This is a genomic window from Polycladomyces zharkentensis, from assembly GCF_016938855.1.
Lineage (GTDB): Bacteria > Bacillota > Bacilli > Thermoactinomycetales > JIR-001 > Polycladomyces > Polycladomyces zharkentensis.
Map to the genome: position 1 here is coordinate 70,940 of NZ_JAFHAP010000008.1, position 20,293 is coordinate 91,232.

At 53.6% G+C, this 20,293-nt stretch carries 18 protein-coding genes; 16 read left to right on the plus strand and 2 right to left on the minus strand.

The genetic code is table 11. From position 1 onward, the window contains the following. Nucleotides 1-339 precede the first annotated feature (339 nt). The 8 genes from JQC72_RS07615 (at nt 340) to JQC72_RS07650 (ending at nt 9,554) form a co-directional block, all read left to right on the plus strand. Complete coding sequence (locus JQC72_RS07615; protein ID WP_205494437.1) at nt 340-639, plus strand: HesB/YadR/YfhF family protein; 300 nt, start codon at nt 340-342, stop codon at nt 637-639. Between the two features lie 343 nt (nt 640-982). Beyond that, nucleotides 983-1,708 carry a ClpP family protease gene (locus JQC72_RS07620; protein WP_205494439.1) on the plus strand — a complete coding sequence of 242 codons (726 nt, stop codon included), beginning with the start codon at nt 983-985 and terminating at the stop codon, nt 1,706-1,708. Then, complete coding sequence (locus tag JQC72_RS07625) at nt 1,705-1,923, plus strand: YlzJ-like family protein (RefSeq protein WP_205494441.1); 219 nt, start codon at nt 1,705-1,707, stop codon at nt 1,921-1,923. The genes JQC72_RS07620 and JQC72_RS07625 overlap by 4 nt, the downstream gene beginning before the upstream one ends. 204 nt (nt 1,924-2,127) lie before the next feature. After that, a complete protein-coding gene (locus JQC72_RS07630; protein ID WP_205494443.1) occupies nt 2,128-4,422 on the plus strand; it encodes an FtsK/SpoIIIE family DNA translocase in 2,295 nt (764 codons plus the stop codon). A gap of 352 nt (nt 4,423-4,774) precedes the next feature. Continuing rightward, nucleotides 4,775-5,779 carry a BMP family lipoprotein gene (locus JQC72_RS07635; protein WP_205494445.1) on the plus strand — a complete coding sequence of 335 codons (1,005 nt, stop codon included), beginning with the start codon at nt 4,775-4,777 and terminating at the stop codon, nt 5,777-5,779. A gap of 247 nt (nt 5,780-6,026) precedes the next feature. Continuing rightward, nucleotides 6,027-7,550, plus strand: coding sequence for an ABC transporter ATP-binding protein (locus JQC72_RS07640; RefSeq protein WP_205494447.1), 1,524 nt, complete (start codon nt 6,027-6,029; stop codon nt 7,548-7,550). Then, nucleotides 7,550-8,626 carry an ABC transporter permease gene (locus JQC72_RS07645; protein ID WP_419179850.1) on the plus strand — a complete coding sequence of 359 codons (1,077 nt, stop codon included), beginning with the start codon at nt 7,550-7,552 and terminating at the stop codon, nt 8,624-8,626. The genes JQC72_RS07640 and JQC72_RS07645 overlap by 1 nt, the downstream gene beginning before the upstream one ends. Then, entirely contained in the window at nt 8,619-9,554 is a 936-nt protein-coding gene (locus JQC72_RS07650; RefSeq protein ID WP_205494449.1) for an ABC transporter permease, read from the plus strand. The genes JQC72_RS07645 and JQC72_RS07650 overlap by 8 nt, the downstream gene beginning before the upstream one ends. Nucleotides 9,555-9,785: 231 nt before the next feature. On the opposite strand, the gene JQC72_RS07655 is transcribed toward JQC72_RS07650, so the two are convergent. Next, complete coding sequence (locus JQC72_RS07655) at nt 9,786-11,336, minus strand: alkaline phosphatase family protein (RefSeq protein ID WP_205494457.1); 1,551 nt, start codon at nt 11,334-11,336, stop codon at nt 9,786-9,788. Between the two features lie 195 nt (nt 11,337-11,531). Between JQC72_RS07655 and yfmF the strand changes: the two genes are divergently transcribed. The 3 genes from yfmF to ymfI are packed head-to-tail and all read left to right on the plus strand — an operon-like array spanning nt 11,532 to nt 14,906. Then, a complete protein-coding gene (gene yfmF / locus JQC72_RS07660) occupies nt 11,532-12,830 on the plus strand; it encodes an EF-P 5-aminopentanol modification-associated protein YfmF (protein ID WP_205494458.1) in 1,299 nt (432 codons plus the stop codon). After that, nucleotides 12,817-14,091 carry an EF-P 5-aminopentanol modification-associated protein YfmH gene (gene yfmH, locus JQC72_RS07665; protein ID WP_205494459.1) on the plus strand — a complete coding sequence of 425 codons (1,275 nt, stop codon included), beginning with the start codon at nt 12,817-12,819 and terminating at the stop codon, nt 14,089-14,091. Before yfmF ends, yfmH begins: the two co-directional genes overlap by 14 nt. A 59-nt stretch (nt 14,092-14,150) precedes the next feature. Beyond that, a complete protein-coding gene (gene ymfI, locus JQC72_RS07670; protein WP_205494460.1) occupies nt 14,151-14,906 on the plus strand; it encodes an elongation factor P 5-aminopentanone reductase in 756 nt (251 codons plus the stop codon). A gap of 6 nt (nt 14,907-14,912) precedes the next feature. On the opposite strand, the gene JQC72_RS07675 is transcribed toward ymfI, so the two are convergent. Beyond that, nucleotides 14,913-15,293, minus strand: a complete 381-nt coding sequence (locus tag JQC72_RS07675) for a hypothetical protein (protein ID WP_205494461.1) — start codon at nt 15,291-15,293, stop codon at nt 14,913-14,915. 143 nt (nt 15,294-15,436) lie between these two features. On the opposite strand from JQC72_RS07675, the gene JQC72_RS07680 reads away from it, so the two are divergent. The 5 genes from JQC72_RS07680 (at nt 15,437) to JQC72_RS07700 (ending at nt 20,217) form a co-directional block, all read left to right on the plus strand. Beyond that, nucleotides 15,437-15,691, plus strand: a complete 255-nt coding sequence (locus JQC72_RS07680) for a DUF3243 domain-containing protein (RefSeq protein WP_205494463.1) — start codon at nt 15,437-15,439, stop codon at nt 15,689-15,691. A gap of 193 nt (nt 15,692-15,884) precedes the next feature. Further along, the gene (locus JQC72_RS07685; RefSeq protein WP_205494465.1) at nt 15,885-16,649 is read left to right on the plus strand and encodes a DUF3388 domain-containing protein; all 765 of its coding nucleotides are present in this window, start codon (nt 15,885-15,887) and stop codon (nt 16,647-16,649) included. Nucleotides 16,650-16,684: 35 nt separating this feature from the next. Then, nucleotides 16,685-17,824 (plus strand): helix-turn-helix domain-containing protein, encoded by a 1,140-nt coding sequence (locus JQC72_RS07690; protein ID WP_205494467.1) that lies wholly within the window; start codon nt 16,685-16,687, stop codon nt 17,822-17,824. A gap of 31 nt (nt 17,825-17,855) precedes the next feature. After that, entirely contained in the window at nt 17,856-19,073 is a 1,218-nt protein-coding gene (locus tag JQC72_RS07695) for a helix-turn-helix domain-containing protein (protein ID WP_205494469.1), read from the plus strand. Between the two features lie 97 nt (nt 19,074-19,170). Then, nucleotides 19,171-20,217: a helix-turn-helix domain-containing protein gene (locus JQC72_RS07700; protein ID WP_205494471.1), complete on the plus strand. Its 1,047-nt coding sequence runs from the start codon at nt 19,171-19,173 to the stop codon at nt 20,215-20,217. The last annotated feature ends 76 nt before the right edge of the window (nt 20,218-20,293 follow it).

Below are 20,293 nucleotides of genomic sequence, written 5' to 3' on the forward strand. Positions count from 1 at the left end.
ACAGGGTGCGGACCTCTGCCTCCAAGTGTATACTGGTGACATTTGTCGGAGGAAAGGCCACGGGCAAATGGTGGAGGGTCGAGGGACAGCTCACTTATGTGAAGTGTGCGGCAAACCCAATAACGTCGATTCGTCAGCGGACGCCCATGGGACTGAAGACAATCAACCCTCAGGATTGTTGGCGAACACGGCCTCACTTCTCAACCGTCTACCCGAAAGAGTGGAAAGGTTCCCGGTTTCACTGTAAGATGGAGAAGACATCGGAGTAGCGATGATGGAGAAACCGCCCGTCATTTCAATTGAAGGCGGTCGGAATTTGAAACATTGCAGGTGAGCAAGATGAAATTGGAAATTACGCCGGAGGCACTGGATTGGTTTCGAAATGAACTGTCGCTGAACAAAGGGGATACGGTTCGGTTGCTGATACATTATCAGGAACAGGAAGCCCATTGTTTTGCAGGTACGGGTTTCTCCATGCGGTATTCATTGGAGAAACCGAGGAAGATCGGTTTATTGGCCGAGGTTGAGGGAATCACGTTTTTCATCGATGATGACGACCTGTTGTTCTACCCTGACGCTGATCGACTGCTGCTTCGGTATGACCGTGGAGAGGACAGGATTGTCTATCAAATGGACTAAGGCGTGTCTGCACATCCGTAAAGGAGAAAATTTCCAGGCGAGCGACTTACCAAGTCCGGAAGAGCAAAGACCCGGAAAGCACAGGAACCGAATCACGGGCAATTTCCGCTGAGCGACGTATTTTGCCCGTGTCCTGCGCTCACCGCGCAGCGATCATCGTTGAAGGGCGCAGGTGGAGCGAGGCGGGAAAGCGGTGCGATCCAAATTCACCAGACACGCCTCAGGCGGACTGAAGTGGGAGTTGGACCCTTGAACAAAGAAGGCGACTCCCTTTTTTCGTTTCTGTCCGATAACCAGTGTAGCCATTGCGCATACTAACGGAAAATAGCGAGGAGGATGCGTGATGGAACAGGACCGGGAACAGACGACACCGGAAGCGGAACGGGCGGAGGAAATGAGACGACGAAATGTGATGAACGCGATTCAGCAATTGGGGCAATCCAATGTGCCGCAAATCGAGTCCAACATTTATTGTTTGTCCGTGATCGGTCAGATTGAGGGGCATTTGGTACTTCCTTCGCAAAACAAGACAACCAAGTACGAACATATCATCCCGCAACTGGTGGCGGCCGAGCAAAATCCGCAAGTTGAGGGAATAATCATCGTGTTGAATACGGTGGGAGGCGATGTGGAAGCAGGATTGGCGATCGCCGAAATGATTTCCACGATGAGCAAACCGACTGTGTCGTTGGTGCTGGGAGGCGGTCACAGTATCGGTGTCCCGATCGCCGTGTCGGCCGATGTCAGCTTCATCGCGGAAACGGCCACGATGACGATTCATCCCGTAAGGCTGACGGGTTTGGTCATCGGAGTGCCCCAGACATTTGAATATCTGGAAAAAATGCAAGAGCGAGTCATCCGGTTTGTCGCTCGTCATTCCAATATATCCGAGGAGCTGTTCCGGGATTTGATGTTTCGAACCGGGGAGTTGGCCAGGGATATCGGCACCAATGTAGTCGGTACCGACGCTGTGAAATTCGGCTTGATCGACCGGCTGGGCGGGTTGGGAGACGCCATGGCCGAGTTGAACCGGATGATCCGGTCGCGAAAGGAGCAACCTCTCCAATGATTCACTACTCCGTCATGCCGTTGGAACTGGTTTTTGAGGACCCTGAAAACCAACCCAAATACCATGAGACGTCTGTCAACGGTGTTCATATGTTGATCGAGTGGACCGGACCGTCGGAGGCGCGTATCGTACGCCTGCTTTCTCCCAATCCGCAAGATTATTTAAACCCCAGGTTTCAACCGGGAAATCGCATTCCCCTGAAATGGGCCGACTGATGGCGAAGGAGTGTCCGTTCATTTGTCGAAGCAAGAGAAGGGTGGCCTTTTTCCATCCGGTGATCTTCGCGCATGGCGAAGCGGGCGGAAAAGGATCACCCGACCCGGAATGACCGGAATAGGCGCAATTTTATGCCCTTTCCTGCTTGCGCTTCACTTCCGCTGGTATCATCAGCCTAAGGTACAGATGAAAAGGGGATTGGCATGGCCAAAAGCAAAACCAAACGCAATGAACAGATTCAGCGGGCGATTCAATTTGAACTCTACGGGATTCTTATTCTTACGCTGTCGGTGGTGGCGATGGCCGGACTTGGAGCGGTGGGACGTTCGCTTACCTACGTTTGCCGGATGTTGATCGGCAACTGGAACTTTTTGATTCCTTCCGCTACAGCCGTGTTGGGCGTCTACGTGATGGTGAAGCGTCGCTGGCCGTCGGAATGGACACCGCGGTGGACCGGAACCGTTTTGTTTATGGTCGCCTTTCTGGTATTTAACCATATGAGCATGTTTGATCAACTGCGCGAACATGGAAAAGAGGGGCCGATTCTGCTCACTACCTGGCAAGCGATTTTGGACGAAAGGAATTCGCGATTGCCGACGGATATCGGGGGTGGAATGGTGGGCGCCCTGTTCTACGCATTATTCCACTATTTATTTGATGATTCGGGAACACCGTTGGCTTCTGTGGCGATGGCGGCGGCCGGTTTGCTTTTGATGACGGGATTTTCCTTTGTCCAATTGCTGCGCCTGGGCAAATCACGATGGTTGCAACAATGGGCAAGGTGGAAACAGGGGTTGAACAACGTTTGGAGACGGGGGAAAACGGAGATAGCGAACAAAAAAGCCAAACGGGCCGAGCCGGAAGCAGTCATGAGGGAGAGCGAAGAGATTCCGGTGATTCATGATTTCACCGAAAAAGCCCATGAAACCACCGTGGCCGACACGGACGGACCGGAAACAGAAGCGGATACCCCTCCCAAGGATCAAACCACAACATCCACACGCAAAAAAGCCGACAAAAACGAGTCGATCGTCGTCCAGTTGCAAACTGATGCGGGAATTTCGCCTGAATCGTACCAATTGCCCGCCTATTCGTTGTTGGGCAAACCAAAAAAGACGGGGAAAGCGCGGGAACGGCAGGATATGACCGCCAACGCCAAAAAACTGGAAGCGACATTGGAAAGTTTCGGAGTCAAGGCCAAAGTGATGCAAATTCACCGAGGACCGTCGGTGACACGGTATGAGGTGCAGCCGGACATCGGCGTCAAAGTGAGCCGAATCGTCAATTTGGCGGACGATTTGGCATTGGCGCTCGCGGCCAAGGATATTCGAATCGAGGCGCCCATCCCGGGAAAATCGGCGATCGGGATTGAGGTGCCCAACCGGGAAGTGGCCATCGTCAGCCTGCGTGAAGTATTGGAAAGCGCGCAATATCACGAATCCACCTCCAAACTGAGCATTGCTCTGGGAAGGGACATCTCCGGGGAGCCGATCGTCGGCGACTTGGCCAAGATGCCGCATCTGTTGGTGGCCGGTGCAACCGGATCGGGCAAAAGTGTATGCATCAACGGGATGATCACCAGTCTGTTGTACAAGGCCAAACCAAACGAGGTCAAAATGATGATGATCGATCCCAAAATGGTGGAACTAAACGTATACAACGGGATTCCCCATCTGTTGGCGCCGGTGGTGACCGATCCCCGCAAGGCGGCGATCGCACTGAAAAAAGTGGTTGCCGAGATGGAAAACCGATATGAGCTGTTCGCCAAATCCGGGGCGCGGGATATCGAACGGTTCAATCAGATGGTAATGGACAAAAAATTGGGAGATACCGCTCCATTGCCCTACATCGTCGTCATCGTGGACGAATTGGCTGATTTGATGATGGTGGCGCCCGCCGATGTGGAGGATGCCATCTGCCGTCTGGCGCAGATGGCGCGAGCCGCGGGCATTCATCTGATTTTGGCCACACAGCGCCCGTCCGTCGATGTCATCACCGGTGTCATCAAAGCCAATATTCCCTCCCGGATCGCATTCGGCGTTTCATCCCAAGCCGATTCCCGCACCATCCTGGACATGGGGGGAGCGGAAAAGTTGTTGGGGCGCGGGGACATGCTGTACCTGCCGATGGGTGCCAACAAACCGATCCGCGTGCAAGGCGCATTGGTGACAGATCGGGAAGTGGAAGCGGTGGTTCAGTTCGTCAAAGAACAACAGCAGGCGCGGTACCTTGAGGCGATGATTCCGAAAGATCATGAGGTGACGGAACAGGAAGAAGTGGACGATGAGCTGTATCCGCAAGCGGTGCAAGTGGTGGTGGAAGCCAAGACCGCTTCGGTTTCCCTTCTCCAGCGCCGCTTGCGCATCGGCTATACACGGGCTGCACGCTTGATCGACATGATGGAAAGTCACGGCATCGTCGGGCCGTATGAAGGCAGCAAACCGCGAGAGGTGCGGATGACACCGGAACAGTGGAAAGCGCAAAATCGTTCAGGTTGATACCGGGATTGTCTAAAAGTGGAAGAAAACAAAAGAGTAGAAAATTGAAGTCACCCATGGTATAACAATGAAGGAGCCACCCGGCGGCAATCCGGGTGGTTTTCAGGGGAAGGTCGCATCGCCTGACTGAAGTTCCCGTTTCGGATACATAAGACGACTTCTTCATTTTTCGGCGGTACGCCCTTCCCTGTCCATCCAGGACGGCTTGTAAGCGATTTCAATCTCCAAGCGGTTTCCTCAAGGGGGCGCATGTTTGGTGTGGTGATGGGTCAGTACTAATAGGGACGAAACCGCACTGCTTGGTTGGTTGTATGGTTTACAAGCCCGATCATGGAAACAAGGAGGAGCAAGCATGAAAAAGAAAGTCTGGATTTTCCTTTTGCTCAGCGCAGCATTGGCGTTGACAGCCGTTGGCTGCGCGCCGGGTAAAGCTCCGGGCGGCAAAGGGGGATTGTCTTCCGGGCTGGTGACAGACACCGGCGGTATCAACGACGAATCCTTCAACCAGACCGCTTGGGCCGGGATGGAGAAGGCCAAAAAGGAATTGGGCGCGGATATCCGTTACCTGGAATCCAAGCGGGATGAGGATTATGTTCCCAATCTGACCAAGTTCGCCCGGGAAGGACGCAGCATCACGTGGGGAATCGGGTTCAAGTTTGACAAGGCGATCCCGCAAGTGGCCAACCAGTTCCCCAATCAGAAGTTCGGCATTGTTGACCACAACCTGGACGGAAAAATCCCGAAAAATGTGGTGGCCATTACCTTCAAGGAACACGAAGGTTCGTTCCTGATGGGTGTCATCGCCGGTTTGACGACCAAAACCAATAAGGTCGGATTCATCGGCGGCATCTCCTCGCCGTTGATCAAGAAGTTCGAAGCCGGTTATCGTGCAGGCGTCAAAGCCGTCAATCCGAAAGCAACCGTGCAGGTGGCCTACGCGGAATCTTTCTCGGATGCGGCCAAGGGTCGTTCCTTGGCAGCCAACATGTTTGACGGCGGTGTGGATGTCATCTACCATGCGGCGGGGGCTACCGGAAAAGGCTTGTTTGACGAAGTAAAAACCCGCCCGAAGGGGAAATTCTGGGTGATCGGGGTTGACATGGATCAGTCCCGCCTGGCACCGGACCATACACTGAGTTCCATGGTGAAACGCGTCGATGTGGCAGTGTTCAACGAGATTCAAAACATCAAAGAGAACAAGTTTGATGGTGGTAAGGAAGTGCAGCTGGGCCTGAAGGAAAACGGAGTGGGCATTGCGCCAACCACCAGCAAGCATGTTCCAAAACAAGTGTTGGACAAGGTTGAGGAGTTCAAACAAAAAATCATCAAAGGTGAAATTCAGGTTCCCACCCAATAACATCAATCGCCCTGGGGGTGGATGACTCAGCGATGACGGGACGCGTTTAGCCGGGAGATGTCCGCTTCCTGCGGGGGCGTGTTGGCCCGACCCGGAAAACGGTCCCGCCTTGCATATTGAACGGATTTTCCACTGTGATTCCCGTGGAGCGTATGTGGAGAAACAGCGGCAAAACTGTGGCTTTGCTGAAAGTCGGCTAGCGGTCGCTAGCCTTTTTTACCCTTGTGAGGAGGAAGGGGGAAGAAAGATGAATGTTGTGGAGATGCGCGGCATTACCAAGCGCTTTCCGGGAATTGTGGCGAACGATCGTATCGATTTGACCGTGAAGCAGGGAGAGATACACGCGCTCTTGGGTGAAAACGGGGCGGGCAAGTCAACGCTGATGAACATACTGTTCGGGCTGTATCAACCCGATGAAGGCGAAATTCTCATCAAGGGAAAGCCCGTCCGCATCACGGGTCCGACTGTGGCGAATGAACTGGGGATCGGTATGGTTCACCAACATTTCATGCTGGTGGAACCCTTCACCGTGACGGATAACATCATCCTGGGAGCCGAACCGACAAAAGGTGGCAGGGTGCAGCGACGTCTTGCGGAACAAAAAGTGAAGGAGCTGTCCGACCGTTATGGCTTGCGCGTCGATCCCAGAGCGAAGATCCGCGATATCTCCGTGGGGATGCAACAGCGTGTGGAAATTTTGAAAACATTGTATCGGGGTGCGGACATCCTGATTTTTGACGAACCGACAGCAGTGTTGGCACCGCAGGAAATCGACGAGCTGATCGAGATCATGCGCCATCTCGTTCGAGAAGGAAAAACGATTATTTTCATTACGCACAAACTGAAGGAAATCATGCGCATCTGCGATACGGTCACCGTGATTCGTCGCGGCAAGGTGATTCGTTCGTTGCCGGTCAAAGAAACGAACGAAAAGGAATTGGCTGCACTGATGGTGGGGCGTGAAGTTTCGTTCGACATTGACAAAGAACCGGCCCGCACCAAAGATCCGGTGCTGGAGATTGAGAACCTGACGGTGGAAGACGCTCGGGGGATCGAAGCGGTTCGCGGTCTTGATCTTACGGTACATGCGGGAGAAATCGTCGGGATCGCCGGTGTGGACGGAAATGGTCAAACCGAACTGATTGAAGCCATCACCGGATTGCGAAAGGTCCGCTCAGGATCGATCAAACTGAACGGGCGAAACATCACCAATGAGCGGCCCCGTCGGATTACGGAATCCGGTGTGGGACATATCCCGGAAGACCGGCACAAACGCGGTCTGGTGCTGGATTTCAACATGGGGGAAAACATGGTGTTGCAGACATACTATCAGTCCCCGTTCTCCAAAGGCATCACCCTGCAATACCCGGAGGTTTATCAGTATGCCCAACGGCTGATCGAGGAGTTCGACGTGCGAACCCCTGACGTTTACACGCCGGCACGGGCGCTTTCCGGCGGGAACCAGCAAAAGGCGATCATCGCCCGTGAAGTGAATCGTGACCCTGATCTGCTGATTGCCGCTCAACCTACAAGGGGACTGGATGTGGGAGCAATCGAGTTCATCCACCGCAAATTGGTGGAGCAGCGGGACAAGGGGAAAGCCGTCTTGCTGATTTCATTGGAGTTGGATGAAGTGTTGAAGTTAAGCGACCGGATTGCCGTCATCTATGAAGGGAAGATCGTCGGGTGGGTGGACCCGAAAACGGTCACCGAAGAACAATTGGGGCTTCTGATGGCAGGAAGCACCGCGGAAACGGGGGTGTCGGACTGATGAAAGTGATGTCCAAAATCAATCGCCAATCGTCGTTCTGGGTATCGCTGATCTCCGTGGTGCTGGGTTTGTTGGTCGGTGCCGTCGCCATGACCGCGGCCGGCTACAGTCCGCTCCTGGCCTATGGTGCGTTGTTTCAAAGCGCGTTGTTCCAACCGTATGATTTGGGCGAGACGATCCGAACCATTTCTCCGCTGATTTTGACCGGACTGGCTGTGGCGCTGGCGTTTCGCACCGGTTTGTTCAACATCGGAGTGGAAGGCCAATTTATTATGGGTCAATTGGCGGCGGTGATCGTGGGCTTGAAGATGCAACTCCCGCCGGTGATCCACGCATTGGTGGCCATGATCGCAGGTGGATTGGCCGGGGCGCTGTGGGCTTTCCTTCCCGGATTGCTGAAGGCCAAGCGCGGCGTTCATGAAGTGATCACCACCATCATGTTGAACTTTATCGCGTTGTATTTGTCCAATGTGCTGGTGCGCACGTGGCTGACCAACGGTGCCGACTCCACCGACCGGATCGCCGACACGGCCTCGTTGCAATGGTCGACTCTTTCCGCCTTGTTCGGGGGAGCGCGCATTCATCTCGGCATCCTGTTTGCGCTCTTGATGGCCTTTTTCATGTATTATCTGCTCTGGCGAACCAAGTGGGGCTTCGAACTGCGGGCCGTCGGTTTTAACCCGTACGCTTCCGAATATGCCGGTATGCGTGTGGATCGAAATATCATTTTCTCCATGATGATCAGCGGTTTCTTTGCCGGTTTGGCAGGTGCGGGAGAATTGTTGGGAACGCAAGGATATCTGGCCATTCAAGGCGGGTTTACCGGAATCGGGTTCGACGGGATCGCCGTGGCCCTGTTGGGAGGCAACACACCGGTCGGCGTTGTCCTGTCAGCGGTGTTGTTCGGTGTGTTGACTTACGGAGGAAACAACATGCAGTATGCCGCTCAGGTTCCGTTTGAAGTGATTCGGATCGTGTTTGCGGCGATCATCCTCTTCGTGGCGGCCAATGTGTCCGGGTGGTTACTGGGTTGGTTCCGTTCGCGGAAAAAAGGGAGGGTAGAATCGCATGCTTAACACCTTGACCAGCATTCTGCAAACGACGATCTTGTATTCAACACCGCTGATTTTGGCCGCGATGGGCGGGCTGTACTCGGAGCGTTCCGGTGTGGTAAACATCGCGTTGGAAGGGCTGATGACGATCGGAGCATTCACCGCCGCGGTGACGACGATTTTCACCGGAAATCCGTGGCTGGGGTTATTGGCGGCGATGGTGGCCGGTATATTGTTTGCCCTGCCGCATGCCGTGGCATCGATCACGTTTAAAGCGGATCAGGTGGTCAGCGGGGTGGCGATCAACTTCCTCGCGTTTGGTTTGTCTGTTTATTTAGTGAAACATTTGTACAACGGAGCGGCACAAACCCCTGTGGTGAAAGAAACATTGTCCCGCATGCCGATCCCCGGATTGAGCGACATTCCCGTGATCGGTTCCGCGTTGTTCAACGCGTTTCCCACGACGTACCTGGCTTTTGTCATCGTGGCTGCTTCCTATTTCATTCTCTACTACACACCTTTTGGAATGCGCCTGCGTGCGGTGGGAGAACATCCCAAAGCGGCGGAAACGGCCGGGGTTTCCGTGATCCGGATGCGGTACGTGGCCGTGATGATCAGTGGAGCATTGGCTGGTCTCGGCGGCGCGGGGTTGTCCATCGCCATCGGCAGTGAGTTTAACCAAGCGACAGTGGCGGGACAAGGTTTTATCGCGTTGGCTGCGTTGATTTTCGGCAAATGGCATCCGCTGGGCGCCTTTTTCGCCGCGCTTTTCTTCGGGTTTGCGGTGGCACTGGCGTTGATAGGGCAATTGTTCGGATGGACACAATATGTACCGAGCGAAGTGCTCAATATGTTGCCCTACGTGTTGACCATTCTCGCATTGGCCGGCTTCGTCGGAAGGGCGGAAGCCCCGGCGGCGATCGGGAAACCGTATGAAAAAGACAGTCGGTGACAAAATCAACCCCGTCCCAAACAGGACGGGGTTGTTTGTTGACAAAGTTTGCGGGCTCCAAATTCCCGTCTCAGCTCCATAGCGACAGCAAGATCGCTCGACGGGAAATTCGGAACCGCTTTTCTAAGAAAGGGTGGCCGCTCCTCGAGCGACCTTTGAGCTGGCTCACCCAAGTGGTTCAATCACCTTGTTCAACAGTCTCAATCCCGTTCAATTGGGAGGGTTTGTTTGTCAGCGTGAGCCGTCCAGACGGTGTTGCGTTTCCACCAACCGGATCAGCCACTGTTTCAAATCCACCACCCTTAGCGTACGCGGCAGGGGGAGAGAGGTGTCGCTCACCAGAATGGGAACGAGCAGTTCCTGGCTGCTGGCACCGCCGTGGCTGCCACGGTTGGGCAGGGATGAGGTGCCCCATTCGAATTCATATCCCGGAAGGGAGGTCAACATGACACAAGGTCCGCGTTGGGCGCCGATGCCCCCTTTCACCAGTCGCAGGGCGTCGGGATATCGACCGAATTGAATCAGATGGCGCCGAGGGTCCAATCGAAGATCCAACACGCGAGGATCTCCTTCGAGGTGCCATGTTTGGCCGTAGGGATCACGCCATGGTCCCGCCGGACGGAAACGCAGTTGGTGAGCCCCGTGCCACACCAGGACATCTTGTCCGTTTTGCATGATCACCCAATCGATTCCAGGCATGTGCCGGTATTGTTCGATCAACCGGTCCAACGAGACAGTTGCCCTCAAGGGGTGGACAACGGCCATCCGCTCGTTGGAGGCGATGGCCACGTCAGCGGTTCGTTCACGTGTGGAGACACCGTACGGCAGTAACCGATAGGAGGAAGCCAGTTGTTTTAAGTGAATCAGATGTTTGGCATCCTGTTTTCCTGCGACGACCCCGCTGTCTCCCACCAAGACGAATACATGATCCCGCAGAACCGAATCCCAGGACCCCAAGGACGTGATGAGCTCATGTAGCTCCCGGTCCAATTTCGCCACCGGTTCCCATCGATTCGGACCCAATTGATGTGCCGTTTTGTCTGTGTCCGGCAGATACACCATAATCAGGTCGGGATGGTTGGGATCGCGCAGCCAGCGGGATAACAATCGCAGTCCATCTTTGTTTCGATAGAGTGTGGGTGACAGGCTCGTCGTTTCGTCACCGTCGGTACGCGTAAGGGAAACATAAGGTCCCAGTGCCAACCAAGCGGGTCCTCGGATGGTTTGCCCGGTGAACGGGATGGGGTGGGCAAACGGTCCGCGATACGCGGTCATGTTGATGGTACCGGAAAGGTATCCTCTACGCAGAAGCGCTTCATGAATGGTCTCTGTCCGGGGATTGAGGTGGCGTTGATTGTAGTCCAGAAACCAGCGTGCGGTACGCAAGATCCCTTGCTGGCGCACGTGTGCAATCGTGTCGCCGTAGTTGATGACCCGCCCTTCCTGAGGATTGTACCATTGCAGAGCCGGAATGCGGTGCTGATCGGGATAGGTACCGGTGATCAGGGATTGGTCGATCACCACGCTCATCGTGGGAAACACGCTGACCATGTCTTTTTTGTATTGACCGTGCCGGATCAAACGCGACAGGGACGGGAGACGTCCGAGGCGAATCCCTTTATCAATTTCTCTGGCTGTGAGCGAATCCGCCAGCAAAACCACGACGGTTCGTTTCGGACGTGATGACCGTTCGGGCGAGGGTGCCGGGCCCGGGATCAATGTCGGAACAACGATGGCGACGATCATCAGCATGGCGAGTAGCCAAAGCGCTCGTTTGCTCATTTTCCCCCATCCTTTCTCTTCATCGTGTGGGTCCGTCATAGTATGACCCCATTCGGGGAGATTCGTTCATATCGTCAAGGATGGAATTTCTTTACCGCGGTCATAATAAAGATAGCAACACCTAGAGGAGCGAATGTTTGTTACGCTATAATGAAAAAAGTGATTGTGTGAATCAGCAGAAGGAGAGGTGTGCGTGTGAGCTACGCTCGATTTCAAACGGTTCCGGTTGGCAATTTGCGTGTTCATGTATGTGCAACGGATAAATTTAAAACCAACACCCTATCCGCGATGATCCAACAGGAACTGTCACCGCAAATCGTTACGAAAACGGCGCTGTTGCCCCTAGTGTTGCAAAGGGGAACGGAAACCTACCCGACAACTTTGCAGTTGAAACAACGATTGGAAGAACTGTACGGTGCCAATCTGTTTGCCGATGTATACAAACGCGGGGAGCGTCATGTGCTGCAAGTGGGATTGGAGATCGCCAACGAACAATATTTGCGCGCTCCGGCTTCTCTGTTGGAAGAGGGAGTTGCTTTTCTCAGTGAGGTATTGACGCGTCCCGTCACGGAAAACGGCGGATTTAAGGAATCTTATGTGGCGGCGGAAAAAAAGAACCTCAAACAAAAAATCGAGAGCCTGAAGGACGACAAAATCCGCTATGCCGCCCAACGATGCATCGAAGAAATGTGCGCGGGGGAACCGTACAGTTTGTTCAACTACGGCAGGTCGGAGGATTTGGATCACATCGATGCCCAATCGTTGTATACATATTATCGCGATTTGATTCGCCTTCGTCCCATTGATCTGTTCTTTGTCGGCAATGTGTCGGTCGATGAGGTGGTTCGGCTGGTCGAGCGACATTTTCCGACTGATCAGGCGGAACGTGTACCCGTGGAAACGGGCGAGGTGCGGCATACCGTAAATGAGGTCAAGGAAGTGGTGGATCGTCTGGATGTCAAGCAGGGCAAGCTCAACCTGGGTTGCCGCACGCAGGTTTCCATCCGCGATGACGATTACGTTGCGCTGATGATGTACAACGGCATTCTGGGCGGATTTCCGCATTCCAAGTTGTTTGTCAACGTGCGTGAAAAAGCGAGCTTGGCTTATTACGCATCCTCGCGGCTGGAGAGTCACAAGGGCATCATGACGATTCAGTCCGGGATCGAAATCGCCAACTATCAACGGGCGGTCGACATCATCCGGGAGCAGCTGGACGCGATGCGTCAAGGTGATATCAATGAAGTGGAATTGGAGCAAACCAAAGCCACGTTGATCAACCAATTGCGGGAACGGCAGGATCGCTCTTATGACTTGATCGACGCGGAATACCATTCGATTTTGAGCGGCAGGCCACGCCCGCTGGAACAATTGGTGGAAGAGCTGAAACAAGTCACCAAAGCGGATGTGCAACGCGTGGCGGAAAAAGTGCAGCTGGACACGATCTATTTCCTGCGCGACAAAGGGGAGGGAACGGCAGATGCAGCAAATTGAACATCCCCAATTGAAAGAGACGCTCTATCATGAACAACTGCCCAACGGTCTGGAAGTGTATCTCTTGCCGAAGCCGGGCTTTTTCAAAACGTATGCCACTTTTACCACCCGATACGGGTCGATCGACAATCATTTCCAACCTCCGGGAGAAGAGGAGATCCGTGTTCCGGACGGGATCGCCCACTTTTTGGAGCACAAGATGTTCGAAGAAGAGGACGGAGACGTCTTTACCCGGTTTTCCAAACAGGGAGCCTCGGCCAATGCGTTTACCAGTTTTGACCGGACGGCGTATCTGTTTTCGGCCACCGATCAGATCAAGGAGAATTTGATGACGCTGATCGATTTTGTGCAACGGCCGTATTTCACCGATCAGAATGTGGAGAAGGAAAAAGGGATCATCGCACAGGAAATCCGCATGTACGACGATAATCCCGAATGGCGATCGTACTTCGGTCTGATCGAGGCGATGTACCAACGTCATCCGGTGCGGATCGACATCGCGGGAACGGTGGAGTCGATCGCCAAAATCGACAAAGAGACATTGTACAAGTGTTACGAGACGTTTTACCATCCCAGCAACATGGTGCTGTTTGTGGTCGGTTCGATCGAACCCGACACCACCATGCAGTGGATTCGGGAGAATCAAGCCGCCAAACCGTTCGACAAGCAAGCCGAAATCAAGCGTTTCTATCCCGAGGAACCGGAGACGGTGGCTGAAAAGCGCAAGGAGATCCGGTTGACGGTCGGGATTCCCAAATGCCTGTTCGGTTTCAAGGAGAACCGGATCGGGTTGACAGGGGATGATTTCCTCAAACAGGAACTGGCGACCCAATTGGTTCTCGAAGCGCTGTTCGGTCCCGGTTCCGATCTCTATCAATCGCTGTATGACGATGGCTTGATCGACGACAATTTTGGATTCGACTATACGTTGGAGCAAGGTTACGGCTTCTCCATTGTCGGCGGAGATACACCGGATCCGGACAAATTGACGCAACGGGTGGAGAACGAGTTGCCCCCACGCGTGCAAACCGGTATTCAACCGGATGCATTTGAACGAATCCGCAAGAAAAAAATCGGCCAATATCTCCGCTATCTCAACTCGCCGGAGTGGATCGCCAACCAGTTTACCCGGTATCGTTTTAACGGTGCGGATTTGTTCCGCCTCATTCCGCTGCTGGAAACGTTGACGCCGGAAGAAGTGAATGAACGGATGCGTGAGCATATCAACTGGGACCGTTTTGCGATCTCGATCGTTCGTTAATCCGTTCATTCCAACCATCACGCGCCCGAATGGGCGCTTTTTCTGTGGAGGGATGCAGGATGCACGAAACGCCGTTGAAAGATCGGGTGGCCATCGTGACGGGAGCCAGTCGGGGGATCGGAGCAGCCATCGCCGAGCGTTTGGCTCAAGAAGGTGCATTCGTGGCGGTCGGTTATCGGGTCGAGGAAACCAAAGCGGAGGAAGTCGTGGAACGGTGCCGGCGTCATGGTGTTTACGCATATGCGTACCGGGCTGATGTGCGCTCCCGATCCGACGTGGAGGAGATGGTGAGACGGGTCAAGCGCGAATTGGGTCCGCCGCTGATTTTGGTACACAATGCAGGGGTGGCCGGAATCGGTTTGATTCAGGATGTGACGGACGATCAATACGCCACCGTGTTTGATACGCATATCAAGGGAGCGATTCATCTCATCCAGGCTTGTCTGCCCGACATGTTGTCCCGCCATTTCGGACGAATCGTGTTGCTTTCCTCGATTTGGGGGGAGTCTGGCGGTGCGGGGGAAGCCTTGTACTCGGCCGCCAAGGGTGCGGTCAACGGGATGGCTCGCGCATTGGCCAAAGAATTGGGACCTTCCGGAATCACGGTCAATGCAGTGGCTCCCGGCGCCATTGAGACGGATATGCTCCGGGCGCAACTGGCGGAGGAGGAACGTTCGGCCCTGGTTGGAGAAATTCCGGTGGGGCGTTTGGGACAACCGGCCGACGTTGCCGCCTTGACAGCTTTTCTTTGCAGAGAGGAAGCCGGTTATCTCACCGGACAAGTTCTGCATGTCAACGGGGGATGGTACCCGTAATGCGGTTTAATCCGGCAACGGACCCATTCCCAGAAGGAAACGGACGGTTTCTTCCACTTCCACAGGACCGGCATTCACCAAGCGGAGACATCGGCATCCGGAAAGATCCGGGAAGTCGGCAACCGACAATGGTTCCAATGTCAAAACGAATCGTGCGGACGCCCACATTTCCCTTGAGAGCACTTCATCCGCGGACATGACGGTAATGGCGTAACGTTGGGACAAGGTCTGATAGGCATTCCAGCCATCGTGAGATAAGTGGGCGGGATAAAGGAGCAGGATTTCGTGAGGCTGAAGGTGCATGGAAAGGGGGAATCGACCCGAACCGGGCAGGAATCGTCGTCGAGTCCATTGGAGGAGAGAACGTCGTTGATGATCGATTGGCACGGTGATCACATCCTTTTTCTGAACGTTTTTTCCTATTTTATCCTTTGCGATTTGCCACTTTCTTATTCGCGGCTGCATAAAAAACGCCGGGAACGCTCATATTATGCGTAAACCCCAGAGGGATGACAAAGGAGGGAATCCCGGTGTCCATTTTGAGTGATTTTCAGGAATGGAAAAATTTCCTTTCCCAACGCGTGAATCAAGCAGAAAGCATGGGTATGAACCAAGAAACGATCAATGAGTTGGCTTACCAGATCGGCGATTATCTGGCTCAGGGGGTTGATCCCGAAAACCAACAGGAGAGATTGCTCAAGGATTTGTGGAGTGTGGCCGACGAAGAGGAACAGCGCACCCTTGCCGGATTAATGGTAAAAATGGTGAATGATGGCGAAAAATAAAATAAAAGACTCAAGTATATGAAACGCCCGGATTTTGTAGGGCGTTTCATTTGTGTTACAAAAGGATTTCTTTGTTAAAAAGGATACGCGAACGGTGAAACATGTGATATACTATTAAACAAATTTGGTAGTTCATCTGTTTGTGTTCTGTTTGTGTACAGATGCGTGAAGATTTCATGAAAGGTGTGCCGCGATGAGTGACCACGACTGGTATCTCGAGTATCAAATACATAAAAACAGACCAGGGTTGCTGGGAGACATCGCTTCGTTGCTGGGGATGCTTTCCATTAACATCTTGACAATTAATGGTGTTGAAAACCAGCGCAGAGGGATGTTGCTCCGGACAGCAGACAGGGAAAAGATTCACGCTCTCAAACATATTCTGACCAAAGTGGACAACATCACGATAACGGCGCTTCGCCCTCCCACCCTGATGGATCGGATGGCGGTTCGTCACGGCCGCTACCTGGACCGTTGCCTGGAGGACAAGCGTACGTTTCGCTTCACACGCGACGAGCTGGGGTTGTTGGTGGATTTCATGGCTGAACTCTTCAAAAAGGAAGGTCATCAGCTCATCGGGGTTCGTGGCATGCCACGAGTAGGGAAAACGGAATCCATTGTCGCCTCCAGTGTGTGTGCCAACAAGCGCTGGATTTTTGTCTCCTCCACTTTGTTGAGGCAAACTGTCCGCAATCAGCTGGCCCACGACGAGATGACTTCCCAGAACGTGTACATCATCGACGGCATCGTTTCCACCATGCGTTCCACCGAGCGACATGCAATGTTGGTACGCGAAATCATCCGGATGCCGGCAACCAAAGTGATTGAACATCCGGATATTTTCGTGCGCGAAACGGAATACACACTGGATGATTTTGACTACATCATCGAGCTGCGCAATCACCCTGAAGAAGTCATCGACTATAAGGTGTTGGAGACGGACTACAGCAGCTTCTGATAACCGTGAGTTCCAGGACAGGAGGTGCGGGATCCATGTCGGGTATCGGCTTGCATTTTCGGCAGGCACGAGAGGCGATGGGTCTGAGTTTGCAAGAGGTGCAACAGAGAACCAAAATTCATGCCGAGTATTTGCGGGCGTTGGAGGATGAGCGGTTTGATCAGTTGCCGAGTCCCATCTACGTCCGGGCGTTCATCCGTACCTATGCCAACAGTCTCGGTTTGGACGCCCAAATGATGTTGAGCATGTACGAACAGGCAGTGAATGGAGGTATCACCGCCCCGACGGAAAATACTGCACGGCGGGGACGGATCGGCGCACGTTCGGTCAGCCAACAGACGGGGCGTTTCCGTCGTCCGCGTACCGATCAGTTGGGGAACACCCAGCGAATCCGACTGGGCAATACAGGTCCGATGAGGGGGATGTCCCCAAACAGCGGATTGCAGCAAACGGGACGGTATCAGCAAGTGACAGGTCCGCAACAAACCATCAACGCGGATTTGCAGTCCACCGGCCGCGTTCCGCGCGTTTCGCAAAATACCAGTCGGCTGAACACCGCCAATCTCCCCGTATTGCCGCCAAATTCGGAAACAACTGGTGCCGCTCAACCCGAGGCGGGCAGCATCGTCCCCTCGCGCCGGGGAACCAATGCCAACCACGTTTCAAAAAAGGGAGGCGCGCCGAAATGGGTGGTCCGCGTTGCGGCAGTCGGAGCAATTCTGTTGATTTCTGCCGCGACATTGACTTTCGTTTTGAGCGACGACAACGAGCAGGCTTCGGACAATAACAACTCTTCCTTCAGCAAACTGATTGACCAAGGCAATGGTACGGTCAATGCCAACCAGGCCGTTCAGCCGACACTGACCCGGGTGCAGACTGACACCAGCGATGAAAACTACGAAGGGGATGTGTACGAACTGAAAGGCGCAGACAAAATTGATATAGAAATCAAAGCATCCCAAGGTGAAACGCAGCTGATTTACGGCAACGAAGTGGGTCAGCGCGAAGCGGTTGTTTCCATGAGGACAGGAGACATCCAGCCCATCCAGAAAGACAAGTTCGTATGGTTCCGACTGTCCATTCCTTCTAATGCCGAAATCAAAGTAAACGGCGTCGAAATTGACACGACTGCGCAAAACCTGGCCAAAAGTTACCAGATCGTATTGAAAAAATAGCAGATGAAACATGGGGTGGGAGGTGGGCCGGATGTCGGCCGAAGCAGGTCGCCGGCTCAAGCGAGCTAGGGAATCCAGAGGGTTGACTTTGGAAGATGTCGCGAGAATGACGGGCATCGATCCGCAATATTTACAGGCGATCGAATCGGGGCAGTTGGGGGAATTGCCGAGTCCATACGTCCGTTCTTATTTGCGTTCATATGCCCAATGTGTTGGGGAGGATCCTCAGGCACTCCTTCGTTTGTACACGACCGGCAAAACAACTGCAGGGAATCTCTCCGCCAACGTACGCACCAGTATCCAAGATGCCCGCGCAGGCAGTATGAGAAGGGAAGGGCGCTACTCCTCGCGACGTCGCACCAGCAGCACGGAGACGGCAGCCTCATCAGAAGAAGCGTTGCTTCAGCGGGACAGAAGTTGGAACACCGGGAAGCACCGATCCCTGTCACGGGCAGAACAACCGGACTCTCACAGACGATCAGGAGCATATATCAGAACCCGATCGGCAGGCCGTGAACTGGAATCCTCCCTTTCCCGTCAGCAGCGGGAAGAGGAAGCCGCTATTGTGGAGCGGACGGATGGACAAGCTTCCGCACCGCGAATCGAGGTTCCTGCTGACTGGCCTGATCCGGCCGAGTTGGGAATCCGGTCCGAAGAGCCGGATACGGGAGCGAATGAAGCAAAGCCGGTGCCCGCAGTGCAACCAGAAGAAGCGGAGTCGACCGGTTCCCGATTGTCGCGTAGATCCAAAAAACAATCTGCATCTCATCGTTCTTCTTTCAGCAAGTGGTATACCCGGTTTTTGATCGCGGGGGCTGTATTGTTCGTAATCGCCGCGATTGCGCTTGGCATCACGATCTATATGGACAACAACTCCGTGCCGGTGAAACCAAAATCATCCGCAAGCGCCAGTGAGGAAGGAACGTCGACATCGAAGCAGAAACCGATACTCAACCCCACGGTTACCAGTGCGGTTGACCCTGATCATTACGAGTTGGTCAATGCAAAGGAGATTCAACTCAACATTGTTGCCGTCGGTGATGCGACAGTCACCATCCGCAATCAGGAAATCGGGACTCCTATCAAACAGTGGCAATTGAAAAGCGGGGATCAACAATCTTTCTCTTATTCGAATGATCTGTGGATCACAGTGGACATTCCGCGCAACGTAAAAATCACGGTTTTTGGACAGCCGGTCAATACCGATTATTCCAATGAGAAAAAGATTGAGATAAAATTGATAAAGTAGGAATCTCCATGAGGGCTCTCGGTGTTTCCGAGAGTCTTTTGGCTTCAACAACCGATGACGGCAAAAAAGTACGGGTGCGTTTTGGAGGTGGAGGAAGGTGTCGGCAGATATCGGCCGCCAATTGAAGGAAGCACGTGAATCGCTCGGTTTGACTTTGGAGGATATTCAGGAAAAGACCCGAATTTTAAAGGGTCACTTAATCGCGATTGAAAACGGTCAATTCGACAAATTGCCCAGTCCGTACTACGCACGTAAATATTTGCGGCAATACGCCGAAGCCGTAGGTTTGGAACCCCAACACATCTTGCGCAGATTCCGTACCGATGAAATGACGCAGGAAAAATTGCTGGAATGGACGCAATCGATGCCCGCGGTCAACCCGGAGGAGCACGGACCGTCCCAGACAACGGGCAAATTCGCAACAGAGAGACTGGAACAAACTTCCGTACATAGACCCGGCACGACTAACGGCCAAGTTTATCGGAATGATTCGCAGTCGGTACATAGCACACAACGTTTACCCGCATTGTTGTCCGATCCCGGGGCTAAAGAACAGGGGGCTCCACCGGCGGGGGAAAGCTCGACGGAATTGATGTCGTTGTCGCGTACCAACCCCCCGGTTTCCGTTCGTGGGCGTGGACGACGCAATGTGACGCGCAAAAGGAAAAAGAGCGCATCGCGCGGCAAACAGCGGATGTGGGTATGGGCATTGTCGGGTGTTTTGCTGGTTTCCATTACCGCCGGTGGCGTATATTCCTTCCTCAACAATGATGAGGCGGATGCTGGTAAAGCAGCAACGGGCAAAAATCAGGTTACATTGTCCAATGCCGGAAAAGTGGACCCGAGTGCACAATTGACGCTGGTGGACAAGAACGAAGACACGAACAAGTATGAACTGCGATCCCAAAAACAGCTTCATGTGATGTTTCAATCGATCGATGTATGTCGGGTGGTCATCGCCGAACAACGGAACGGCACACCGATCAAGGATGTGACTTTGCGTCCGGGTGAAGAGTTTGAATACGAGGGGGCTCATGCGGAATTGTGGGTGCACTTGCAGTTCCCGCAAAACATCCGGATGCTGGTGAACGGAAAGCCGGTCGACCCCAGTTTCTACGTGCATATTGTGAAAAAGTTGACATAATCATCAATACCCGGTTTTTTGACAGCGTTTGGGTGGTAGGTTATACTGGCGGAGACAGAGACCCCTTGGGGTGACG